The organism is Pseudomonas sp. Marseille-QA0332 (genome assembly GCF_054950175.1).
This window is the reverse complement of the sequence record NZ_CM143106.1, coordinates 2757877-2776538: the sequence shown is the minus strand read 5'-3', so window position 1 is coordinate 2776538 and position 18662 is coordinate 2757877. Positions and strand designations below refer to the sequence as shown.

General features: G+C 61.5%; 19 protein-coding genes and 4 tRNA genes. 12 read left to right on the top strand and 11 right to left on the bottom strand.

Annotated features, from left to right (window positions below):
* Nucleotides 1-115: 115 nt before the first annotated feature.
* A complete protein-coding gene (locus ACY8GK_RS12915) occupies nt 116-346 on the bottom strand; it encodes a PP0621 family protein (RefSeq protein WP_196181464.1) in 231 nt (76 codons plus the stop codon).
* Nucleotides 347-439: 93 nt separating this feature from the next.
* Entirely contained in the window at nt 440-1459 is a 1020-nt protein-coding gene (locus ACY8GK_RS12910; RefSeq protein ID WP_196181463.1) for an outer membrane protein assembly factor BamD, read from the bottom strand.
* A 149-nt stretch (nt 1460-1608) separates the two neighbouring features.
* Here ACY8GK_RS12910 and rluD point away from each other — a divergent pair, with 149 nt between their 5' ends.
* From rluD to ACY8GK_RS12880, 6 genes are all read left to right on the top strand, one after another.
* On the top strand, nt 1609-2571 hold the full coding sequence (gene rluD, locus ACY8GK_RS12905) for a 23S rRNA pseudouridine(1911/1915/1917) synthase RluD (protein WP_196181462.1): 963 nt from the start codon (nt 1609-1611) through the stop codon (nt 2569-2571).
* Complete coding sequence (pgeF, locus tag ACY8GK_RS12900; RefSeq protein ID WP_196181461.1) at nt 2568-3308, top strand: peptidoglycan editing factor PgeF; 741 nt, start codon at nt 2568-2570, stop codon at nt 3306-3308. Before rluD ends, pgeF begins: the two co-directional genes overlap by 4 nt.
* A gap of 147 nt (nt 3309-3455) precedes the next feature.
* On the top strand, nt 3456-6020 hold the full coding sequence (gene clpB, locus ACY8GK_RS12895; protein ID WP_196181459.1) for an ATP-dependent chaperone ClpB: 2565 nt from the start codon (nt 3456-3458) through the stop codon (nt 6018-6020).
* 317 nt (nt 6021-6337) lie between these two features.
* Nucleotides 6338-6413 (top strand) — tRNA-Asn (locus tag ACY8GK_RS12890).
* A 4-nt stretch (nt 6414-6417) separates the two neighbouring features.
* A tRNA-Pro gene (locus ACY8GK_RS12885) sits at nt 6418-6494 on the top strand.
* 6 nt (nt 6495-6500) lie between these two features.
* A tRNA-Lys gene (locus ACY8GK_RS12880) sits at nt 6501-6576 on the top strand.
* Nucleotides 6577-6754: 178 nt separating this feature from the next.
* Here ACY8GK_RS12880 and ACY8GK_RS12875 read toward each other — a convergent pair.
* The 7 genes from ACY8GK_RS12875 to ACY8GK_RS12845 all read right to left on the bottom strand — a co-directional run bounded on the left by ACY8GK_RS12875 (nt 6755) and on the right by ACY8GK_RS12845 (nt 12098).
* Nucleotides 6755-8050, bottom strand: a complete 1296-nt coding sequence (locus tag ACY8GK_RS12875) for an NAD(P)/FAD-dependent oxidoreductase (protein WP_462401398.1) — start codon at nt 8048-8050, stop codon at nt 6755-6757.
* 84 nt (nt 8051-8134) lie between these two features.
* Nucleotides 8135-8308, bottom strand: a complete 174-nt coding sequence (locus ACY8GK_RS12870) for a DUF3094 family protein (protein ID WP_196181455.1) — start codon at nt 8306-8308, stop codon at nt 8135-8137.
* A 133-nt stretch (nt 8309-8441) separates the two neighbouring features.
* A complete protein-coding gene (locus ACY8GK_RS12865) occupies nt 8442-9071 on the bottom strand; it encodes a DUF1780 domain-containing protein (RefSeq protein WP_196181454.1) in 630 nt (209 codons plus the stop codon).
* A gap of 132 nt (nt 9072-9203) precedes the next feature.
* Nucleotides 9204-9404, bottom strand: a complete 201-nt coding sequence (yacG, locus tag ACY8GK_RS12860) for a DNA gyrase inhibitor YacG (RefSeq protein WP_196181452.1) — start codon at nt 9402-9404, stop codon at nt 9204-9206.
* The gene (coaE, locus tag ACY8GK_RS12855; protein ID WP_462401397.1) at nt 9401-10024 is read right to left on the bottom strand and encodes a dephospho-CoA kinase; all 624 of its coding nucleotides are present in this window, start codon (nt 10022-10024) and stop codon (nt 9401-9403) included. The genes yacG and coaE overlap by 4 nt, the downstream gene beginning before the upstream one ends.
* Nucleotides 10021-10890, bottom strand: a complete 870-nt coding sequence (locus ACY8GK_RS12850; RefSeq protein ID WP_196181448.1) for a prepilin peptidase — start codon at nt 10888-10890, stop codon at nt 10021-10023. The genes coaE and ACY8GK_RS12850 overlap by 4 nt, the downstream gene beginning before the upstream one ends.
* Entirely contained in the window at nt 10890-12098 is a 1209-nt protein-coding gene (locus ACY8GK_RS12845; protein ID WP_462401396.1) for a type II secretion system F family protein, read from the bottom strand. Before ACY8GK_RS12845 ends, ACY8GK_RS12850 begins: the two co-directional genes overlap by 1 nt.
* 191 nt (nt 12099-12289) lie before the next feature.
* Between ACY8GK_RS12845 and ACY8GK_RS12840 the strand changes: the two genes are divergently transcribed.
* The 6 genes from ACY8GK_RS12840 (at nt 12290) to trfA (ending at nt 16228) form a co-directional block, all read left to right on the top strand.
* Complete coding sequence (locus tag ACY8GK_RS12840) at nt 12290-12706, top strand: pilin (RefSeq protein ID WP_196181444.1); 417 nt, start codon at nt 12290-12292, stop codon at nt 12704-12706.
* Nucleotides 12707-12787: 81 nt separating this feature from the next.
* A tRNA-Thr gene (locus ACY8GK_RS12835) sits at nt 12788-12863 on the top strand.
* 166 nt (nt 12864-13029) lie between these two features.
* On the top strand, nt 13030-14235 hold the full coding sequence (locus ACY8GK_RS12830) for a tyrosine-type recombinase/integrase (RefSeq protein ID WP_462401395.1): 1206 nt from the start codon (nt 13030-13032) through the stop codon (nt 14233-14235).
* Nucleotides 14228-14977, top strand: a complete 750-nt coding sequence (locus tag ACY8GK_RS12825) for a hypothetical protein (RefSeq protein ID WP_462401394.1) — start codon at nt 14228-14230, stop codon at nt 14975-14977. Before ACY8GK_RS12830 ends, ACY8GK_RS12825 begins: the two co-directional genes overlap by 8 nt.
* A gap of 118 nt (nt 14978-15095) precedes the next feature.
* Nucleotides 15096-15305: a helix-turn-helix transcriptional regulator gene (locus ACY8GK_RS12820; protein ID WP_462401393.1), complete on the top strand. Its 210-nt coding sequence runs from the start codon at nt 15096-15098 to the stop codon at nt 15303-15305.
* 8 nt (nt 15306-15313) lie between these two features.
* Entirely contained in the window at nt 15314-16228 is a 915-nt protein-coding gene (gene trfA, locus ACY8GK_RS12815) for a plasmid replication initiator TrfA (protein WP_462401392.1), read from the top strand.
* Between the two features lie 798 nt (nt 16229-17026).
* Here the strand turns inward: trfA and ACY8GK_RS12810 are convergent.
* On the bottom strand, nt 17027-17953 hold the full coding sequence (locus ACY8GK_RS12810) for a site-specific integrase (protein ID WP_462401391.1): 927 nt from the start codon (nt 17951-17953) through the stop codon (nt 17027-17029).
* A complete protein-coding gene (locus tag ACY8GK_RS12805; RefSeq protein WP_008091975.1) occupies nt 17946-18188 on the bottom strand; it encodes a hypothetical protein in 243 nt (80 codons plus the stop codon). Before ACY8GK_RS12805 ends, ACY8GK_RS12810 begins: the two co-directional genes overlap by 8 nt.
* Nucleotides 18189-18662 lie beyond the last annotated feature (474 nt).

Below are 18662 nucleotides of genomic sequence, written 5' to 3'. Positions count from 1 at the left end.
AAGCTCGGGGAGAAGTCGCAAATAGTGTGAAAGGGTCGGGTAGGGACATGTAGCGCAGCCTCGCCCTCGCCGGTTCGTCGCAGGCTTGCCTGCTAGAAACAGCGAGGTGCTGGACTTAGTCGCGTCGAGCAGGCCCCTGCTGCAGGTGCGCCTGGCTGCAATACCACTGGCCGCCGCGCTGCAAGGCGCGGTCATTGGGCAGGTGCACCCCGCAATGGGCGCAGCGCACCATGGCCAGGGGCTCATCCAGCCGCTGGGCAGGACGGGTCTGCTGGCTGATCTTGAACTTGCGCCACAGCCAGAATGCGGCGGCGATCAGGGCGATCCAGAAAAGTAGGCGAAGCATGGTGTCCGGCTTGTCGAATGTCGAGGGGGATAGTCTAGGGCGCGACAGGACAAAAAGGGAGACCTGGGTCTCCCTTGCGCATGGAGTGTCGGCTCAGTCGAACAGCCCGAAGGTCATGTAGCTGAACCAGGAGCGGCCTTGCTCGGCTTCCTTGGGACCTTCCGGATAGATCGGGTCGCCGTCCTCGTCCTTGGGCAGCAGCTCGACCGGCATGTCGGCGCGGGCGTCCTCGAACTGGCGGACCACGTCCTGGTTGGCGCGGGTCTGGCCAGGCGGCAGCGGCGCATCGGACTCGATCAGGCCGAGCGTGGCCTTGGACAGCCAGGAGCGGTTGTCGGCTTCGGCGGTCTTGGGCTCGAACTGGCCGTCGACCAGGCTCGGGTGGTCGGGGTAGTTGAGCTTGAGGGTTTCCAGGCTGGTGGCCGCCAGCTCGTCCAGGTGCAGGTGCTGGTAGGCCTCGACCATCACCGCCAGGCCATCGCCCACGGAAGGGGTCTCCTGGAAGTTCTCCACCACGTAGCGACCACGGTTGGCGGCGGCGACATAGGCCTGGCGGCTCAGGTAGTAGTTGGCGACATGGACTTCGTAGGCGGCCAGCAGGTTGCGCAGGTAGATCATGCGCTGCTTGGCATCCGGCGCGTAGCGGCTGTTGGGATAGCGGCTGGTCAGCTGGGCGAACTCGTTGTAGGAGTCGCGGGCCGCGCCCGGGTCACGCTTGGTCATGTCCAGTGGCAGGAAGCGCGCCACCAGGCCGCGATCCTGGTCGAACGAGGTCAGGCCCTTGAGGTAGTAGGCGTAGTCGACGTTCGGGTGCTGGGGGTGCAGGCGAATGAAGCGCTCGGCGGCGGACTTGGCGGCCTCCGGCTCGGCATTCTTGTAGTTGGCGTAGATCAGCTCGAGCTGTGCCTGGTCGGCATAGCGGCCGAACGGATAGCGCGACTCCAACGCCTTGAGCTTGCTCACGGCGTTGTTGTAGCTGTGGTTGTCCAGGTCAGCCTGCGCCTGCTGGTACAGCTCGGCCTCGCTGAGGTTCTCGTCGATGATTTCCTTGTTCGAGGAACAGGCAGCGGTGACTCCGAGGATGGCGATCAGCAGCAGGTGTTTCACTTGCATGGCGGCTTGCGTCCCTTTGACGGCCGCTGTCTTGGGCGGAGCCGTCCTGTTATGATGAGCGCCCCCGGACAGACCGGGGCGAAAAAGAGACCGTATTTAACCACAAGCGCGCAGCCGAAACCAAAGGCTGTGCGCCCGCCGATTCGAGCATGTCCGAGATCATCCAACTTAGCGCAGAAGTACCGTCCGAACTGGGCGGTCAACGGCTCGACCAGGTCGCCGCCCAATTGTTCGCCGAGTACTCGCGTTCGCGCCTGTCCTCGTGGATCAAGGAGGGCCGTCTGACGGTGGACGGCGCCGTCCTGCGTCCGCGCGACATCGTCCATGGCGGCGCGCTGCTGGCGCTGGAGGCCGAGCACGAGGCCCAGGGCGAGTGGGCCGCGCAGGACATCGAGCTGGACATCGTCTACGAAGACGAGCAGATCCTGGTCATCAACAAGCCGGCCGGGCTGGTGGTGCATCCGGCCGCCGGGCATGCCGACGGTACCTTGCTCAACGCCCTGCTGCACCATGTGCCGGACATCGTCAACGTGCCGCGGGCCGGCATCGTGCACCGCCTGGACAAGGACACCACCGGCCTGATGGTGGTGGCCAAGACCCTGCAGGCGCAGACCAACCTGGTGGCCCAGCTGCAGAAGCGCAGCGTCAGCCGCATCTATGAATGCATCGTGGTCGGGGTGGTGACCGCTGGCGGCAAGATCGACGCGCCGATCGGTCGCCACGGCGGCCAGCGCCAGCGCATGGCCGTCACCGAAGGCGGCAAGCCGGCGGTCAGCCATTACCGGGTCCTGGAGCGCTTCCGCTCGCACACCCATGTGCGGGTCAAGCTGGAGACCGGGCGTACCCACCAGATCCGCGTGCACATGGCGCATGTCAACTTCCCGCTGATCGGCGACCCGGTCTATGGCGGGCGCTTCCGCATCCCGCCAGCGGCCAGCCCGAGCATGGTCGAGGCGCTCAAGACCTTCCCGCGCCAGGCCCTGCATGCGCGCTTCCTGGAGCTCGACCATCCGACCACCGGCAAGCGCATCGGCTGGGAGTCGCCGTTGCCGGATGACTTCGTCTGGTTGCTGTCGCTGCTCAAGCAGGACCGCGAGAGCTTCATCGGATGAACGAGCTGACGCGCACGTTGCTGATGCCGGACTGGCCGGCGCCGGCCTCCGTGCGCGCCTGCGTCACCACTCGCGCAGGTGGGGTCAGCCTGCCGCCGTTCGACAGTTTCAATCTTGGCGACCATGTCGGGGACGACCCCGAGGCGGTCGCCGAGAACCGGCGCCGTCTGCGCCAAACCTGTGCCGCGCGTCCCGCCTGGCTCAGGCAGGTGCATGGCCGGGTGGTCGCCGATGCCGATCCGGACGTGGTGGCCGAGGCCGACGCCAGCTGGACCGACCAGCCAGGCATCGCCTGCACCGTGATGACCGCCGACTGCCTGCCGGTGCTGTTCTGTGACCGTGCCGGGACCCGTGTCGCCGCTGCCCATGCCGGTTGGCGCGGGCTGGCCGGCGGTGTGCTGGAGGCCACCCTGGAACGCCTGGCGGTACCGGCCGACCAGGTCCTGGCCTGGCTGGGGCCGGCCATCGGGCCGCAAGCCTTCGAAGTCGGCCTGGAAGTGCGCGAGGCCTTCACCGCCCAGCATCGGCAAGCCGAGCAGGCGTTCGTGCCCGGCGCGCGAGCCGGCAAGCTGCTGGCCGACATCTACCAGCTGGCGCGTATCCGTCTGGCTGCCCAGGGCGTCACCGCCGTGCATGGCGGTGGCTGGTGCACGGTCAGCGACCCGCGCTTCTTCTCCTACCGGCGCAACCCTCAGGGCGGGCGCTTCGCATCGCTGGTCTGGCTCGAGCCACGCTGACCCACGCAACGGCGCGCGCCCCTGCGCCAGGTCAATCCCGCCGCGCTTGAATCTTCCACAATCAACCTTATCTACAGGTTATCTCTGGCAGGTTTCGTCAATAGGTGTGTCCATCGCTCCGCCTGCCCTCATCAGGAAGGTATTCCCATGCGCATAGACCGTTTGACCAGCAAGCTGCAACTCGCTTTATCCGACTCCCAATCACTGGCCGTTGGCATGGACCATCCGGCCATCGAGCCGCTGCACCTGATGCAGGCGCTGATCGACCAGCAAGGTGGCTCGATCAAGCCGCTGCTGATGCAGGTCGGCTTCGACGTCAACAGCCTGCGCCAGGCGCTGACCAAGGAACTGGACCAGTTGCCGAAGATCCAGAACCCGACGGGCGACGTGAACATGTCCCAGGACCTGGCGCGCCTGCTCAACCAGGCCGATCGTCTGGCCCAGCAGAAGGGCGACCAGTTCATCTCCAGCGAACTGGTGCTGCTCGCCGCCATGGACGAGAACAGCAAGCTCGGCAAGCTGCTGCTCGCCCAGGGCGTGAGCAAGAAGGCCCTGGAAAACGCCATCAGCAACCTGCGTGGCGGCGCCGCCGTCAACGACCCCAACGCCGAAGAGTCGCGCCAGGCCCTGGACAAGTACACCGTCGACCTGACCAAGCGCGCCGAGGAAGGCAAGCTCGACCCGGTGATCGGCCGTGACGACGAGATCCGCCGCACCGTGCAGGTGCTGCAGCGGCGGACCAAGAACAACCCGGTGCTGATCGGCGAGCCTGGCGTGGGCAAGACCGCCATCGCCGAGGGCCTGGCCCAGCGCATCATCAACGGCGAGGTACCCGATGGGCTCAAGGGCAAGCGTCTGCTGGCCCTGGACATGGGCGCGCTGATCGCCGGCGCCAAGTACCGTGGCGAATTCGAAGAGCGACTCAAGTCGCTGCTCAACGAGCTGTCCAAGCAGGAAGGCCAGGTCATCCTGTTCATCGACGAACTGCATACCATGGTCGGCGCCGGCAAGGGCGAGGGCGCCATGGACGCCGGCAACATGCTCAAGCCGGCCCTGGCCCGTGGCGAGCTGCACTGCGTTGGGGCTACCACGCTCAACGAGTACCGCCAGTACATCGAGAAGGACGCGGCGCTGGAGCGGCGCTTCCAGAAGGTGCTGGTCGACGAGCCGAGCGAAGAAGACACCATCGCCATCCTGCGTGGCCTCAAGGAGCGCTACGAAGTCCATCACAAGGTGGCGATCACCGACGGCGCGATCATTGCCGCGGCCAAGCTCAGCCATCGCTACATCACCGATCGCCAGTTGCCGGACAAGGCCATCGACCTGATCGACGAAGCCGCCAGCCGCATCCGCATGGAGATCGACTCCAAGCCGGAAGTGCTCGATCGCCTCGAACGCCGGCTGATCCAGCTCAAGGTCGAATCCCAGGCCTTGAAGAAGGAAGACGACGAAGGCGCGCGCAAGCGCCTCGAGAAGCTGACCGAGGAAATCAACCGCCTGGAGCGCGAATACTCCGACCTGGAGGACGTCTGGACTTCGGAAAAGGCCGAGGTGCAAGGCTCGGCGCAGATCCAGCAGAAGATCGAGCAAGCCCGCCAGGAGCTGGAAGCGGCACGCCGCAAGGGCGACCTCAACCGCATGGCCGAGCTGCAGTACGGGGTCATCCCGGACCTGGAGCGCAGCCTGCAGATGGTCGACCAGCATGGCAAGACGGAAAACCAGCTGCTGCGCAACAAGGTGACCGAGGAAGAGATCGCCGAAGTCGTGTCCAAGTGGACCGGCATCCCGGTAGCGAAGATGCTCGAAGGCGAGCGCGAAAAGCTGCTGCACATGGAAGACCTGCTGCACCAGCGCGTGATCGGTCAGGACGAAGCCGTGACGGCGGTGGCCAATGCCGTGCGCCGCTCCCGCGCAGGGCTGGCCGACCCGAACCGGCCAAGCGGCTCGTTCCTGTTCCTTGGCCCGACCGGCGTGGGCAAGACCGAGCTGTGCAAGGCTCTGGCCGAGTTCCTCTTCGATACCGAGGAGGCGATGGTGCGCATCGACATGTCCGAGTTCATGGAGAAGCACTCCGTGGCCCGGTTGATCGGTGCCCCACCAGGCTATGTCGGCTACGAGGAGGGCGGCTACCTGACCGAGGCGGTACGTCGCAAGCCTTATTCGGTGGTGCTGCTCGACGAAGTGGAAAAGGCTCACCCGGATGTGTTCAACGTGCTGCTGCAAGTGCTCGAGGACGGGCGCCTGACCGACAGCCACGGGCGTACCGTGGACATGCGCAACACCGTCATCGTCATGACCTCCAACCTCGGCTCGGCGCAGATCCAGGAACTGGTCGGTGACCGCGAGGCGCAGCGCGCGGCGGTGATGGACGCGGTCGGCGCGCACTTCCGTCCGGAGTTCATCAACCGGATCGACGAGGTGGTGGTGTTCGAGCCACTGGGTCGCGAGCAGATCGCCGGCATCACCCAGATCCAGCTCGGTCGACTGCGCAGCCGCCTGGCCGAGCGTGACCTGCGTCTGGAGCTGAGCCCGGAAGCGCTCGATAAGCTGATCGCCGTCGGCTACGACCCGGTCTACGGTGCGCGGCCGCTCAAACGGGCAATCCAGCGCTGGATCGAAAACCCGCTGGCGCAACTGATCCTGGCCGGGCAGTTCCTGCCAGGCGCCGAGATCACCGCCAAGGTCGAAGGCGACGAGATTACCTTCGCCTGACACTGGCACCGGCGAAGGCCCCGGAATCCGGGGTGTTCGCCGGCCTCGACGATAACTCGTTGTCTGAAATGAAATTTTTGTTTGCATTTGCCTGCGAGTGGGCTTAATATGCGCCCCGCTGTCAGGCACTAAGCAGATCACCCGCAGTACCGGCGATCTGAAAACGATTTGCAAATCAGTAAGTTGAAAGCAAATTAGGTGTTGACAAGCAGTTTGAAGGGTGTAAGATAGCGCGCCTCGGAGACATGAACGCAGCGATGCGAAAGTCGAAGGGTTCGAAGGATACAGTCTTCGAAATCGGAAATACGAAGTGCAGTTCCGCGATAGCTCAGTCGGTAGAGCAAATGACTGTTAATCATTGGGTCCCTGGTTCGAGTCCAGGTCGCGGAGCCAATTTCGGGGTGTAGCGCAGTCCGGTAGCGCGCCTGCTTTGGGAGCAGGATGTCAGGAGTTCGAATCCCCTCACCCCGACCATTTTCCGGGTCGTTAGCTCAGTTGGTAGAGCAGTTGGCTTTTAACCAATTGGTCGTAGGTTCGAATCCTACACGACCCACCATGTAAAAAGGGCATCTCGAAAGAGATGCCCTTTTTCTTTTGTCCAGGGAAAGTGGTGACGAGCCTCAAGCCTCAAGCCTCAAGCCTCAAGCCTCAAGCCTCAAGCCTCAAGCCTCAAGCCGCAGGGCTGGAACGCGTAGTCTGCTCCAACGTGCTTGCAGCTTGAGACTTGCCCTACCTCAGTGCAGCTTCAGGCGTGGCTCGGTGCCTCGGCCGATACGGCTGCCAAGCATCAGCATCAAGGTGCGGAAGGTGCCATACAGCGCCATCTGGTGCATGCGGTACAGCGACACATAGAACATCCGCGCCAGCCAGCCTTCCAGCATCACGCTGCCAGTGAGGTTACCCATCAGGTTGCCCACCGCCGAGAAGCGCGACAGCGAGACCAGCGAACCGTAGTCGCGGTACTCGTAGGTCGGCAACGGCTTGCCTTCCAGACGCGCTTTCAGGCTCTTGGCCAGCATCGAGGCCTGCTGGTGCGCGGCCTGCGCCCGGGGTGGCACGTTGCGCTCGCTGTCCGGCTGCGGGCAGGCGGCGCAGTCACCGAAGGCGAAGATGTCGTCATCGCGGGTGGTCTGCAGGGTCGGGCGCACCAGCAATTGGTTGATGCGGTTGGTTTCCAGGCCATCGATGTCCTTGAGGAATGCCGGCGCCCGGATGCCCGCCGCCCACACCTTCAGGCTTGCCTGGATCACCTCGCCGCTGGCGGTCTTGAGGCCATCGGCGGTCACTTCGCTCACCGCGGCGTTGGTCATCACGGTGATGCCGAGCTTTTCCAGCGTCTTGTGCACCGGCACGCTGATGCGCTCGGGCAGGGCCGGCAGCACCCGCGGACCCGCCTCGATCACGGTGATGTGCATGTCCTTGGGCTGGATGCGGTCCAGGCCGTAGGCAGCCAGTTCGTGGGCCGCATGGTGCAGCTCGGCCGCCAGCTCCACGCCGGTGGCGCCGGCGCCAACGATAGCCACGCTGATCTTCTCGCTGGCGGCGTCGCCGGCATGGGCGCGCAGGTAATGGTTGAGCAATTGCTGGTGGAAGCGCTCGGCCTGCTTGCGGGTATCGAGGAACAGGCAATGCTGCGCCGCGCCCAGGGTGCCGAAATCGTTGGTGTTGCTGCCCACGGCAATGACCAGGGTGTCGTAGCCCAGGGTCCGTGCCGGCAGCAGCTCGCGGCCCTCTTCGTCGAGGGTCGCGGCCAGCTGGATCTGCCGACTTTCCCGGTCCAGGCCACTCATGCGGCCCAGCTGGAAGTTGAAGTGGTTCCACTTGGCCTGGGCCACGTAGTTCAGTTCGTCTTCCGACGAGTTCAGCGAGCCGGCCGCCACTTCATGCAGCAGCGGCTTCCAGATGTGCGTCAGGTTGGCGTCGACCAGAGTGATGTTGGCCCGCTTGCGCTTGCCCAGGCTCTTGCCCAGGCGGGTCGCCAGTTCCAGGCCGCCGGCGCCACCGCCGACGATCACGATGCGATGAGTCATGGAGATCTCTCATAAGGTTTACGGAATGCTTGGCCGCGAGGGCCGGCAGCGACCTGAGGCAGGGGAGGGCGAGCGCGAGGCAGCTCAATGCACCAGTCCACTCAACAGGCGGCTGAGAAGGCCCAGGCCGATGGTCACCGCCAGCAGCAGCACGAGGAGCAGCAACGGCCGGAAAGGCTTGCGCTCGACTCGGTGCTGAGGGGCTTGCAGGTACTGATCGACACGACGCTGATCTTCAGGATCAAGGCGACTGGTCATGTTGGGCCTCGTCAGGTAGACGCCGGTGACTGCGCGAAGGCTACAGTGCTCGCGCAGGGTCTTGATAACGAATGATAACGCTTTGCATCAATGAGGTTCAGTGTACGTCATTATGCGGCCCGGTGGCAGTCGATCAAAGGCTTATGCCGACGTCGAACAGGATGCTGCGGCCCAGGTTGGCGCGCAGGAAATCTGGCGAGTCAGGGTGGGCGAACAGCACCCGGGCGAAGGTCGGCCCGACCAGCGACAACGAGCGCCAGCCCTGGCGCAGGTATTCGGTAGGCGGAGGGAAATGGCTGTTGAGGTCGAGCACTTCGCGCTTGAGGCTGGCGAAGGCGATGATGTCCAGCTCGGCCAGGTCCAGGCCACGCTCGCGATAGTTGTGCGCCTTCTTGCGCAGCGTTGGCCCCAGGCGCTGCAGCAGCTCCTGGGCACCGATACGTCGCGGACGGGTTTCGCGCCGCACCAGCTGGCTCAGAGAGAAGGCGCTGCGCCGTCGCTGCAACTCCTCGCGCCACTCGTCGTTCAGCCGCCGACCTTCGTCGAGGACGAAGAACACTTCGAAGGCCGCATCGCGAAACAGCACGTCCGGTGGCTCCTGGCCGGCCGGGGTGAATTCCTCGCCACGGTAGGGAATGTTCAGCCCTTGCAACAGGCGCTGGCAGACCCAACGCTCACGCTCCCACTTGCGGGCATTGGACAAAAACGCATTGGCTTGTTCGGCCTGGATGGTGAGCAGGCGCAAGTAATCGGAGTCATCCATGCAGACAAGCTTAGCCGCAATCCATGACGGTAACGTGTTGTCGACACAGGGAAATCGTTGCAGGCGCGAGGCGGGCAGGCTTTCCGACCGGCGGGGCGCATGGCCGCGCGCCGGTGCGCCTGCCGGGCATGGTCAGTGACGCGGTTCCAGGTCGCCGGAGTAGAGTTCGTCCTCGGCTTCGGCCGAGCCGGGGATCTTGTGTTCCTCGGCGGCCCAGGCGCCAAGGTCGATCAACTTGCAGCGATCGGAACAGAACGGCCGGAACGGGCTTGCCGCGTTCCATTCCACGGGGGCGCCACAGGTCGGGCACTCGACGGTCAGTGGCTGGCTCATGGCTGGCCTCCTTTCAAAGTCAGGTAGAAGTGATGCAGGCGATCGATCTGCTCATGCAGCCAGGGCAGGTCGCGGTCATTGACCACCACGTCGTCGGCATGTCGCAGGCGCTCCTCGCGCGCCAACTGGGCCTGGAGAATGGCTTCGACCTGCTCGGCGCTGCTGCTGTCGCGCAGCAGCGTGCGCTGCACCTGCAGCTCGCGTGGGGTGTCGATCACCAGCACCCGCTGGGTCTTGCGGTGCTGGCCAGACTCGATCAGCAGCGGCGAGACGTATACCGCATAGGGTGACTCGGCCTTGGCCAGGTAGCCGAAGATCTCCTGGCCGATCAGCGGGTGCAGCAGGGCTTCGAGCCACTGCCGATGCATGGGCGAGGCGAAGATCACCTGGCGCAGCGCGGCGCGGTCGAGCTGGCCGTCGTCGAGCAGCACGGACGGGCCGAAGCGCTCGACGATGCTCGCCAGCGCCGGGCGGCCCGGCTCGACCACCCAGCGTGCCGCCTGATCGGCATCGACCAGGTGCACGCCCAGGTCGACGAAACGCTGCGCCGCCGCGCTCTTGCCACTGCCGATGCCACCGGTCAGGCCCAGGATCCAGGGTTTGAATGCCGCAGTCGTCATCGCAGTCCGATCAGTTGCAGGTAGGAGGCGTATATTTGATCACCCCAGAGCAATGCGATCCACCCCGCCGTCGCCAGATACGGACCGAACGGCATCTCCGAGCCGAGCGCTGCGCCCCTCAGCCGCAACAGCAACACCCCGACCAGCGCCCCGACCACCGACGACAGCAGCAGGGTCAGCGGCAGGATCTGCCAGCCGCCCCAGGCACCGATCAGCGCGAACAGCTTGAAGTCGCCATAGCCCATGCCGTCCTTGCCGGTCACGGCCTTGAACAGCCAGAACACCGTCCACAGGCTCAGGTAGCCGGCCACCGCGCCCCACAGCGCATCGGCCAGCGGCACGAACAGCCCGAACGAATTGAGCAAAAGCCCCAGCCACAGCATCGGCATCACCAGCACATCCGGCAGCAGCTGGTGTTCGCTGTCGATCAGGCTCAGGCCGAGCAGGCACCAGGTCAGCAAGGCCAGCGCCAGGGCTTGCTCGCTCGGCCCCTGGCACCAGGCCACCGCCAGCGTCAGCGCGGCGCAGCCCAGCTCCACCAGGGGATAACGCAAGCCAATGGCGCCGCCACACCCGGCACAGTGCCCACGCAACAGCAGATAGCTCAGCACCGGAATGTTCTCCCAGGCGCGGATCGGCTTGCCGCAGCGCGGGCAGTGCGAGGCGGGCAGGCACAGGTCGAAGCGCTCGTGCTCGTTGACCGGCAGGCCCAGCGCCTGCTGCGCCTCGCGTTGCCACTGACGCTCGAGCATGACCGGCAACCGATGGGCCAGGACATTGACGAAGCTGCCTACCAGCAGCCCCAGCAGGCCAGCCAGCGAGAGGAAATACCACGGCCGCTGGGCCAGGAAAGTCCAGATATCCATCAGATCAGGTTGCTCAATTGGAAGATGGGCAAGTACATGGCGACCACCAGGCCGCCGACCAGGACGCCAAGGACCAGTACGATCGCGGGCTCCAGCAAGCCCGTCAACTGTTCGAGGGTCTGCCGGACCTGTTCCTCGTAGTGGCCGGCCGCCCGCGCCAGCATGTCATCGAGCGTGCCGCTGCTCTCGCCGATCGCCGTCAGCTGCAGCAGCAGCGGCGGAAACAGCGGCTCCAGTGCCATCGCCTGGTGCAACCCCTGACCGTTGGCCATGCCCTGGCGCAGTTGCAGGATCGCCTGCTCGTGCAGCGGATTGCCACAGGCCCTGGCTACCGTTTCCAGCGCATCGAGCAGTGAAACCCCGGCCGCGTAGGCCGTTGCCAGACTGCGGGCGAAGCGCGCCAGCGCCGTCTGCCCGAGCAGGCCGCCGAACACCGGCAGGCGCAGCAGCCAGCGCATCGCGCGGCAGCGAAACGCCGGCTGCCGCTGCCAGCACGCCCGCCACCCCAGCCCGACCAGCACCGGCACCAGCAGCGCGGCGCCCACATGCCGCTGCAACCCGTCCGAGAGGTCGATCACCCACTGGGTGAAGGCCGGCAGCTGCCCGCCGAAACCCGTGAACAGCGCCTGGAAGCGCGGCACCACCTCGAGCAACAGCAACGCCGCCACCCCGAACCCGACCAACAGCAGCAACGACGGATAGAGCATCGCCTTGCGCAGCCGTCTGGCCAGCGCCTGGCCCTGTTCGAGCATGCCCGCCAGCTGCTCCAGCTGGCGATCCAGCGTGCCCGACTGCTCGCCCACCCGCACCAGGTTGCAATACAGTCCATCGAACCAGCCAGGATGGCGCTGCAACGCATCGGCCAGCCCGAGCCCGGCAGCCACGTCACGCTTGAGCGTCCCAAGCAGCGCCGCCTGGCTGCCGGAACAGCCACTGCGCCCCATCACCTCGAAGGCTTGCAGCAGCGGGATCCCCGCCTTGAGCAGCGTCGCCAGCTGCCGGCTGAAACCCGCAGGGTCGGCCCGGCCCTGGCGCGCAGGCCAGCGCCAGCCGAACCCGCCGGCCACGCCCAGCCGCGAAACCTTGATACCCTCGCGCAACAGCAGCGCGCGCACGATCGCCGGGTTGCGACCGCAGCGCTGGCCACTGACACGCACACCGTTGGCATCGATACCCTGCCAGGCATACACACGAGTCCTGTCATTCATGAAGCAATCCTTTGCATGGTCGACAAGCCCGGTAACAGCTTCCCGGGCCCTCCCGCCTGCGGGTAGGCGAGATGCGCACTAGAGTAGTCCAGCGCAGATGACGGCATGACCGGCAGGGCGTGACAAAAGGTATCCGCCGGCCACGCCCCGTCACCTTGCCCAGCCCGACCGACCCACAGGAGCAGCACCCCATGCAAGGACAAGCACAACGCGGCATCACCCTCATCGAACTGATGATCGTCGTGGCCATCATCGGCATCCTGGCGACCATCGCCATGCCCATGTACACCAACAACCAGTCACGCACCAAGGCCGCCGCCGGCCTGCTGGAAATCTCCGCGCTCAAGACTCCGATGGAACTGCGCCTGACCCAAGGCCAGGACGTCGCCGACGTCGCCAGCCTTGGTGGCCAGCCACGCACCGCCCACTGCGCCATCGACGCCAGCGGCACCGCCGCCGACGGTACCGCCCGCATCGCCTGCACCCTGGTCGACGCCCCCGCCAACGTGCTCGACAAGACCCTCACCCTGACACGCAGCCCAGCCGGCTGGCGCTGCACCACCAACCTCCAGACCGAGCACGCCCCCGCAGGCTGCGACGCCTCCTGAGGCAGGGCAGGGTGGAAAAGAATAACCGAGGCGAAACAGGGGTTTGCGTAACGACGCCGGCAGTGGTAGCGTTGCGCACACGCCGGTGTAGCTCAGTCGGTAGAGCAGCGCACTCGTAACGCGAAGGTCGCAGGTTCGATTCCTGTCTCCGGCACCAGTCAATAGGTTCATGCAGTGCCAAGCAGTCGCATGAAACCCCTCAGAAGCCCGCCTAGTGCGGGCTTCTTGCTTCATGCAGTGCCATCCAGTTTCATCCAAGCGCTTGTCTTGTGAGTACCTATCCGAGTACCTTAGATTGGTTCAATAATCTATGGGTACTCAGCATGCCTTTGACGGCTTTGCAGGTTAAGAATGCTGCACCACGCGAGAGGGACTATGGCCTTGCGGATGGCGGTGGTCTTTTCCTCTGGATTCGCGCGGCAGGCGGCAAGTCCTGGCGCTTTCGCTTCCGTCTGGATGGCAAGCAATCTCACATTTCCCTTGGCACAGTCGACAAGGTGACCCTTGCACAGGCGCGGCAGCTTGCTTCCGAGTCTCGCCAACTTGTGGCGCAGGGGCGGCATCCTGGGCTTGAACGGAAGGTTGCGCGAGCGCAGGCGGCAATCTCTCGTGCCAACACCTTCAAAAGCCTTGCGCTGGAGTGGCATCAACACAAGTCGCAGCGCTGGTCGGTAGGTTATGCCAATGATGTGATGGAAGCGTTTGAGCTGGACATCTTCCCCCTGCTGGGAAGTCTCCCCCTTACCGACATACAGCCTATGCAGTGGCTACAGGTTTTTCGTCGCATAGAGTCGCGGGGTGCTCTGGAGAAGCTGCGCAAGGTCAGGCAACGCTGCCAGGAGGTCTATCGTTTCGCGATTGCCACTGGCCGTGCTGAGTACAACCCTATCTCAGATATTGGTGGAGCTCTTCAGACGCCTACGTCTCGACACTATCCCTTCCTGCCTATTGCGGAGCTTCCGGAATTGATACGCAGTTTTCAGGCGTGTCCAGGGCACGACGTGGTGAAAATCGCTACTCGCCTGCTGATCCTGACGGGGGTGCGCACAGCTGAGCTGAGGGGAGCGCTCTGGTCGGAGTTTGACCTCAAGGACGCTCTCTGGCAGATCCCAGCTTCACGTATGAAAATGCGTCGCGCACATTTGGTCCCTCTTTCAAGGCAGGCGGTGGCTGCACTAAGTGAGCTGGAAGGTATTACCGGTGGCTACACGCTCGCTTTTCCTGGCCGCAACGATCCGGCCAAGCCTATGAGTGAGGCCGCTATCAACCAGCTGCTTAAGCGTTCTGGATATGATGGCCGGGCTACGGGCCATGGATTCCGTCACACGATGTCCACCACTCTACATGAGCAGGGGTATCGTAGTGAGTGGGTCGAGACCCAGCTTGCGCACGTTGATAAGAATAGTATTCGCGGCACTTATAACCATGCCCAGTATCTTGAGGGGCGCCGGGAGATGCTTCAGTGGTATGCGGAGCATTTAGAAGCCTTATCGCGTCCGAGAGCAATGGAGGGTAAGTCGCATGAGTGATGATGCCGTTCGCCTATCCGAATTGGTTCCGGAATACTCCCGTTACTATAAGGTCACGCCCAAAGAAGCTGCATATGCCCTGCATGAACTGATTGATGATCTGTATTTAGAGTATGGTGAAAGGCGTGGAAATAGACTTTCTATTAATGAGGTTCTCTGGGTGGGTAGATCTGAGTCCCCAGAGAAAACATCCAGGAAGTATAATTTCCACTTTCAGTTGGTGAATCAGTATTTTGAGGGTTTTTTTGCTTCGGAATCCGAGACGACCCCTGTTTGCATTAGCTGCTATTCTGAGTCTGATCAGAGGTTTAAAGATATTCCTGTGAGCTTGGTGTGGCTGTCCCGGCGCAAGTTCTCAGAGTGGGTTTTGGAGGCAGGAATTGATCCACCAGAATCTATATCCAAGGTAGGTGTAGCTAGCAAATCTTTAGCTGAGGGAACTGATAGCACCCTAAAAACTTTGGAGCTGGAAAGTATTAGGAAGATAATGGTTGGCCTGGTTAGGCTGATTAAGGAGGTTGACAGAGCCCACAGCGAGCAGCCAATCAATTATGATGAAAAGAGGCGCTCGGATAGGATTAAGCTTCGTGCTTCCAGGCTTAACAATCCACCACGAAAGAACTCGGATCTGTATAGAGAATTAATAGAATTTGCAGAAGATGCTGGATTTGAATTGGTCAAGGATCGGCAGACCCTTAGAAGATATATGCACGGCGAATCCAAAACCAGTAGCGGGGAATAAGCTTTCTTAGTAATGATTTTGGGATTCTCCCTGAAAACACGGGGATTCCCATGCTTCTTCGTTCGATGTGCCATTGAATACCTAGCCATCCAACCCGGTCCCAAGGAGACCCGTCCCGATGGCTAGTCAACCTATCTCACCTCTACTGCTGCGCTTGCCTGGCGTCTGTGCTCTGGTAGGACTTAGCAAATCTCAGATCTATCGCCTGATCCGGGCTGGAGAGTTTCCCGCCGGTATTTCCCTTGGGGCGAACTCTGTAGCTTGGCCCGCCGAGCAAGTTTGCGCCTGGGTGGCCGAGAAGATCAATGCAGCTACTTCTCCGCAATGAGTGCAAGCATGTCACCGTTACCGGCTCGTGTTTTTGTAAACATAGAGAAAAATTTTAAACGATCCGTCGCAGAGAAAGATCATAAACGATCCATCGCGAGGCACAAGGTAGTCGAGGTCGACGATGAGGTTGTCTCACTACCAAAATGCCCCGAGACGGTACGTCCCATTCCTAATGTAATTCTTCGCTCAGCGCTATTTGGGGTTGGGTCGATTGAAAAGATTGGGGATCGGCCATATCTAGAGCGAGTCAAGGTTTGCTCATTGGGTGGAATCAGTATGGTTTATACTGGAGCGATACTTGATCAGGGAGACTTGAATGTTTGGGGGGCAGTCTTGCACCAGGCGCAAGAACAGGGGTTGGGCTCGGAGTGTAAGGTCACAGCTTACCGGCTTTTAAAGTTGCTAGGCAAAACAGACTCGGGGAAAAACAGAAAAGATCTAGAAGCATGTATTAGTAGACTTAAAGCTACCGCCTTGCAGATTGAAGTGGGTGGATATTCATATGAAGGGAGTTTGATTCATGAGGTCTATCGGGGGCAGAGCGAGCGGAGTAAGCGTTTGTACGTCATTCGCTTGAATTCCAAGCTTCATGTGCTTTTCAATGGAAAACAGTATACCAATGTGAATTGGTCTGTACGCCAAGCGCTGCATGGAAAGCCGCTAGCTCAATGGTTGCATGGGTTTTATTCATCGCATGCAAAACCTTATGATTATAAGGTTGAGACCTTGCATCAATTATGTAGGAGTCGTGCAAAGTCATTGTCTGATTTCAAAAAAGACTTGCGCCGTTCGCTTGAATGTGTGGTGAGTGCTAGTGCTGCAGATGGGCAGCCGCTTAGTTATACTTTTAAAGGAAATCTTGTACAAGTTAACACCACGCCAAGCGCTTCTCAGCAGCGCCATTTGGCCAAAAAGCGCTAATACCGTTCCAGTACCCCCGAACCATGCCGTTCCAGCGCCCCTACCTTACCGTTCCTGCACCCTAAGCTACCGTTCCAAGACCCCTGCGATGCCGTACCAACACCCATGATATACCGTTCTATCACCCCGTGAACTCGACTGTGGAATAGCGCTCTAGCCCAGTAAATATAAGGGGTGCAGCGATTGTTGCTGTGCGCACTAATCTATTATTAATCAATTCTAATCCCTGCCGTTTCGGCTGAGCCTGTGAGGTTCCCAATGATGGTTTACGAACCTTTGTCAGGCACTTGGTTTAGTAAGGTGGCGCGGTGATCCATGAATGGGCCTATGGGAGATGGTGAAATTCGCGAGAGCGCTGGGCCCTGAGAGCATGTCTTACGGCGCAAGCTGTTTCGTCGCAGCCAGAGGCCCATGACTCCATCAATGCAGTGACTTGATCCAGCCGATCTTGCATCAGTCGGACCTGATCTTGGTCTCTGTAGGCGGCTCTCAATGCTACGTCTCGGTCTTGGTCAGAAATGGCAAGGATGTCACGCAAGCTTTCAATCTCTTGATGGTGACGTTTGGAAATGCCAGAAGCATGGCCAATGTGGTGTAGTTCCATCTCTTTGAGTGCGTCGCTGTGCTCCCTAAGCAGAGCTTTATGCCGCTCGACGCTTGCGTCGAGGGTGGCCTTGAGTCGCGCTCTGCATTTTTTGCCTTCCAAGAGCATCGCTGCCAAAACACCAATTACGATCACCGCTACGCCAATCACGAAGAGCAAGCTGCTGCTGATCCACGTAGGGTCGAAATTTATTCTCAACGCAGGTAAACCTCTGTAATTTCCGGCCGGAAGTGGCCCATTTCTTGCGAAACTACGGCCAGTGCCTGCCTTCGCGTTAAGTGGCTTTGCAATTTCGCCATGCGTTCCTGGGCGTAGGTATGCCGCAGCCCATGTGCGCCGTTCGTCCACCCGAGTGCTGCTTTGGAAGCTGCGCTTACGCTTTTGCTCCACGGCTGACCACCGCCAATCTCGTAAAACTGTTGGTAGTTGATTCCTCGATCTTTGACAGTTCGTGGCTCTGTCAGCCGGGTTCTTTCCAGTCGCTGGGCTAGGGGGATTGGAATGCGGACTTCGCGGATCAGCCCACCTTTGCCGTGAACGGTGTAGCTGATGGTCGATTCGCGAATTCCTGAAAACTTCATCCCATGCGCAGGACGTTGATCCGGTACGCGTTGGTGCGTTCTGCGAAGGCCGAGTAGCTCATGGGCACGGAGGCCTGCGGCATACGCGATCTCTGTCGCCAGGGCGTTGTGGGGAGCTTGACGAGCTGCAATCAATGACATTTGCTCGCCGTTGTAGGCTCTCGTTTGATCAGCCAGCCTACGGCCCAAGGCAGGATGGTTTGTCGTTCCTGTGCGACCTATTGCGGTGCTCTTGATGACTTCAAGGGTATGGCCCGGTGGTAGCTGGTGAGTGACATGCTGCATCATGGCTTGCAGAGCCTGGCGCTCCATATCCAAGGTTTTCTGGCCAACGATGGTCGCCCTATGGCGGAGGTACTCAAGGGCGCGGGCGGGGATCATTTCACGGAGGCTGCCGAGTCGATGCTCCTGAAGGTAAGCGGTAATGCGCACCAAGCGTTGCTCATAATTGCGAACGGTACCCACTGAGCGGATGTGAGAGCCTTGGAGGCTTTTCATCACGGACGCGGCTTGTTTTGCAGGCTTGGCAAACTTAGCCACTCAGGCGATTCCGATGTAGCCATCGGTGCACTGTCGAACGCTGAATCTTGATGCCTTTTTCTGCTATCCAGCGTTGCAATTCGGTGCCATTGCAGCCTGCTGAATCAAGCTGCAACAGCTCGTACTTGTAGTTATCCAGCAATGAGCGACGTTGGGCATAGGTTCGGGGCTTTCTCCGAATCCTAGATTCGGCCTTGAGGCGTGCAGTAATGCTCTGCGCATCGAATTCGCTCATGGGATTCTCTCTATCAGATGTAAGAACTCCTGACCGTTGCCGGTTCAGCGACACACCATCCGTGGATGGTTCGTTGTGTGCCTGTTCGCCCCCCTTGGCATGAGATGCAGGCGGGACTGTTCACGCCTACTCGGATTCTCCGAGTGAGTTCCTAAGTGTCCGCTCAGGTTCGGTTGCCATTGGGTCTGGCTGACCATGCTGGGTTGTCTTCTCTCCTCAAGTGGTTGGTTGTTGATGGTCCCGACACGCAGTCGGCGTTGGGCCGGGCACACATGCGATGACGCGGGTGTGACCGATGGGCTAGTGCCCGCGATGACGCAGGCCGAGCCCCCTGCCACTGTCTCAACCCATGAATCACACGGGTAACGAAACTTCCGGGCAGTGCGGTTTGGTTCCCAATCAGCTTACGAAAATGAGGATGGGCAGACAACGCAATGTCGCTGCGTTGTATTTGTTGCGTCAAATCGGAATGGT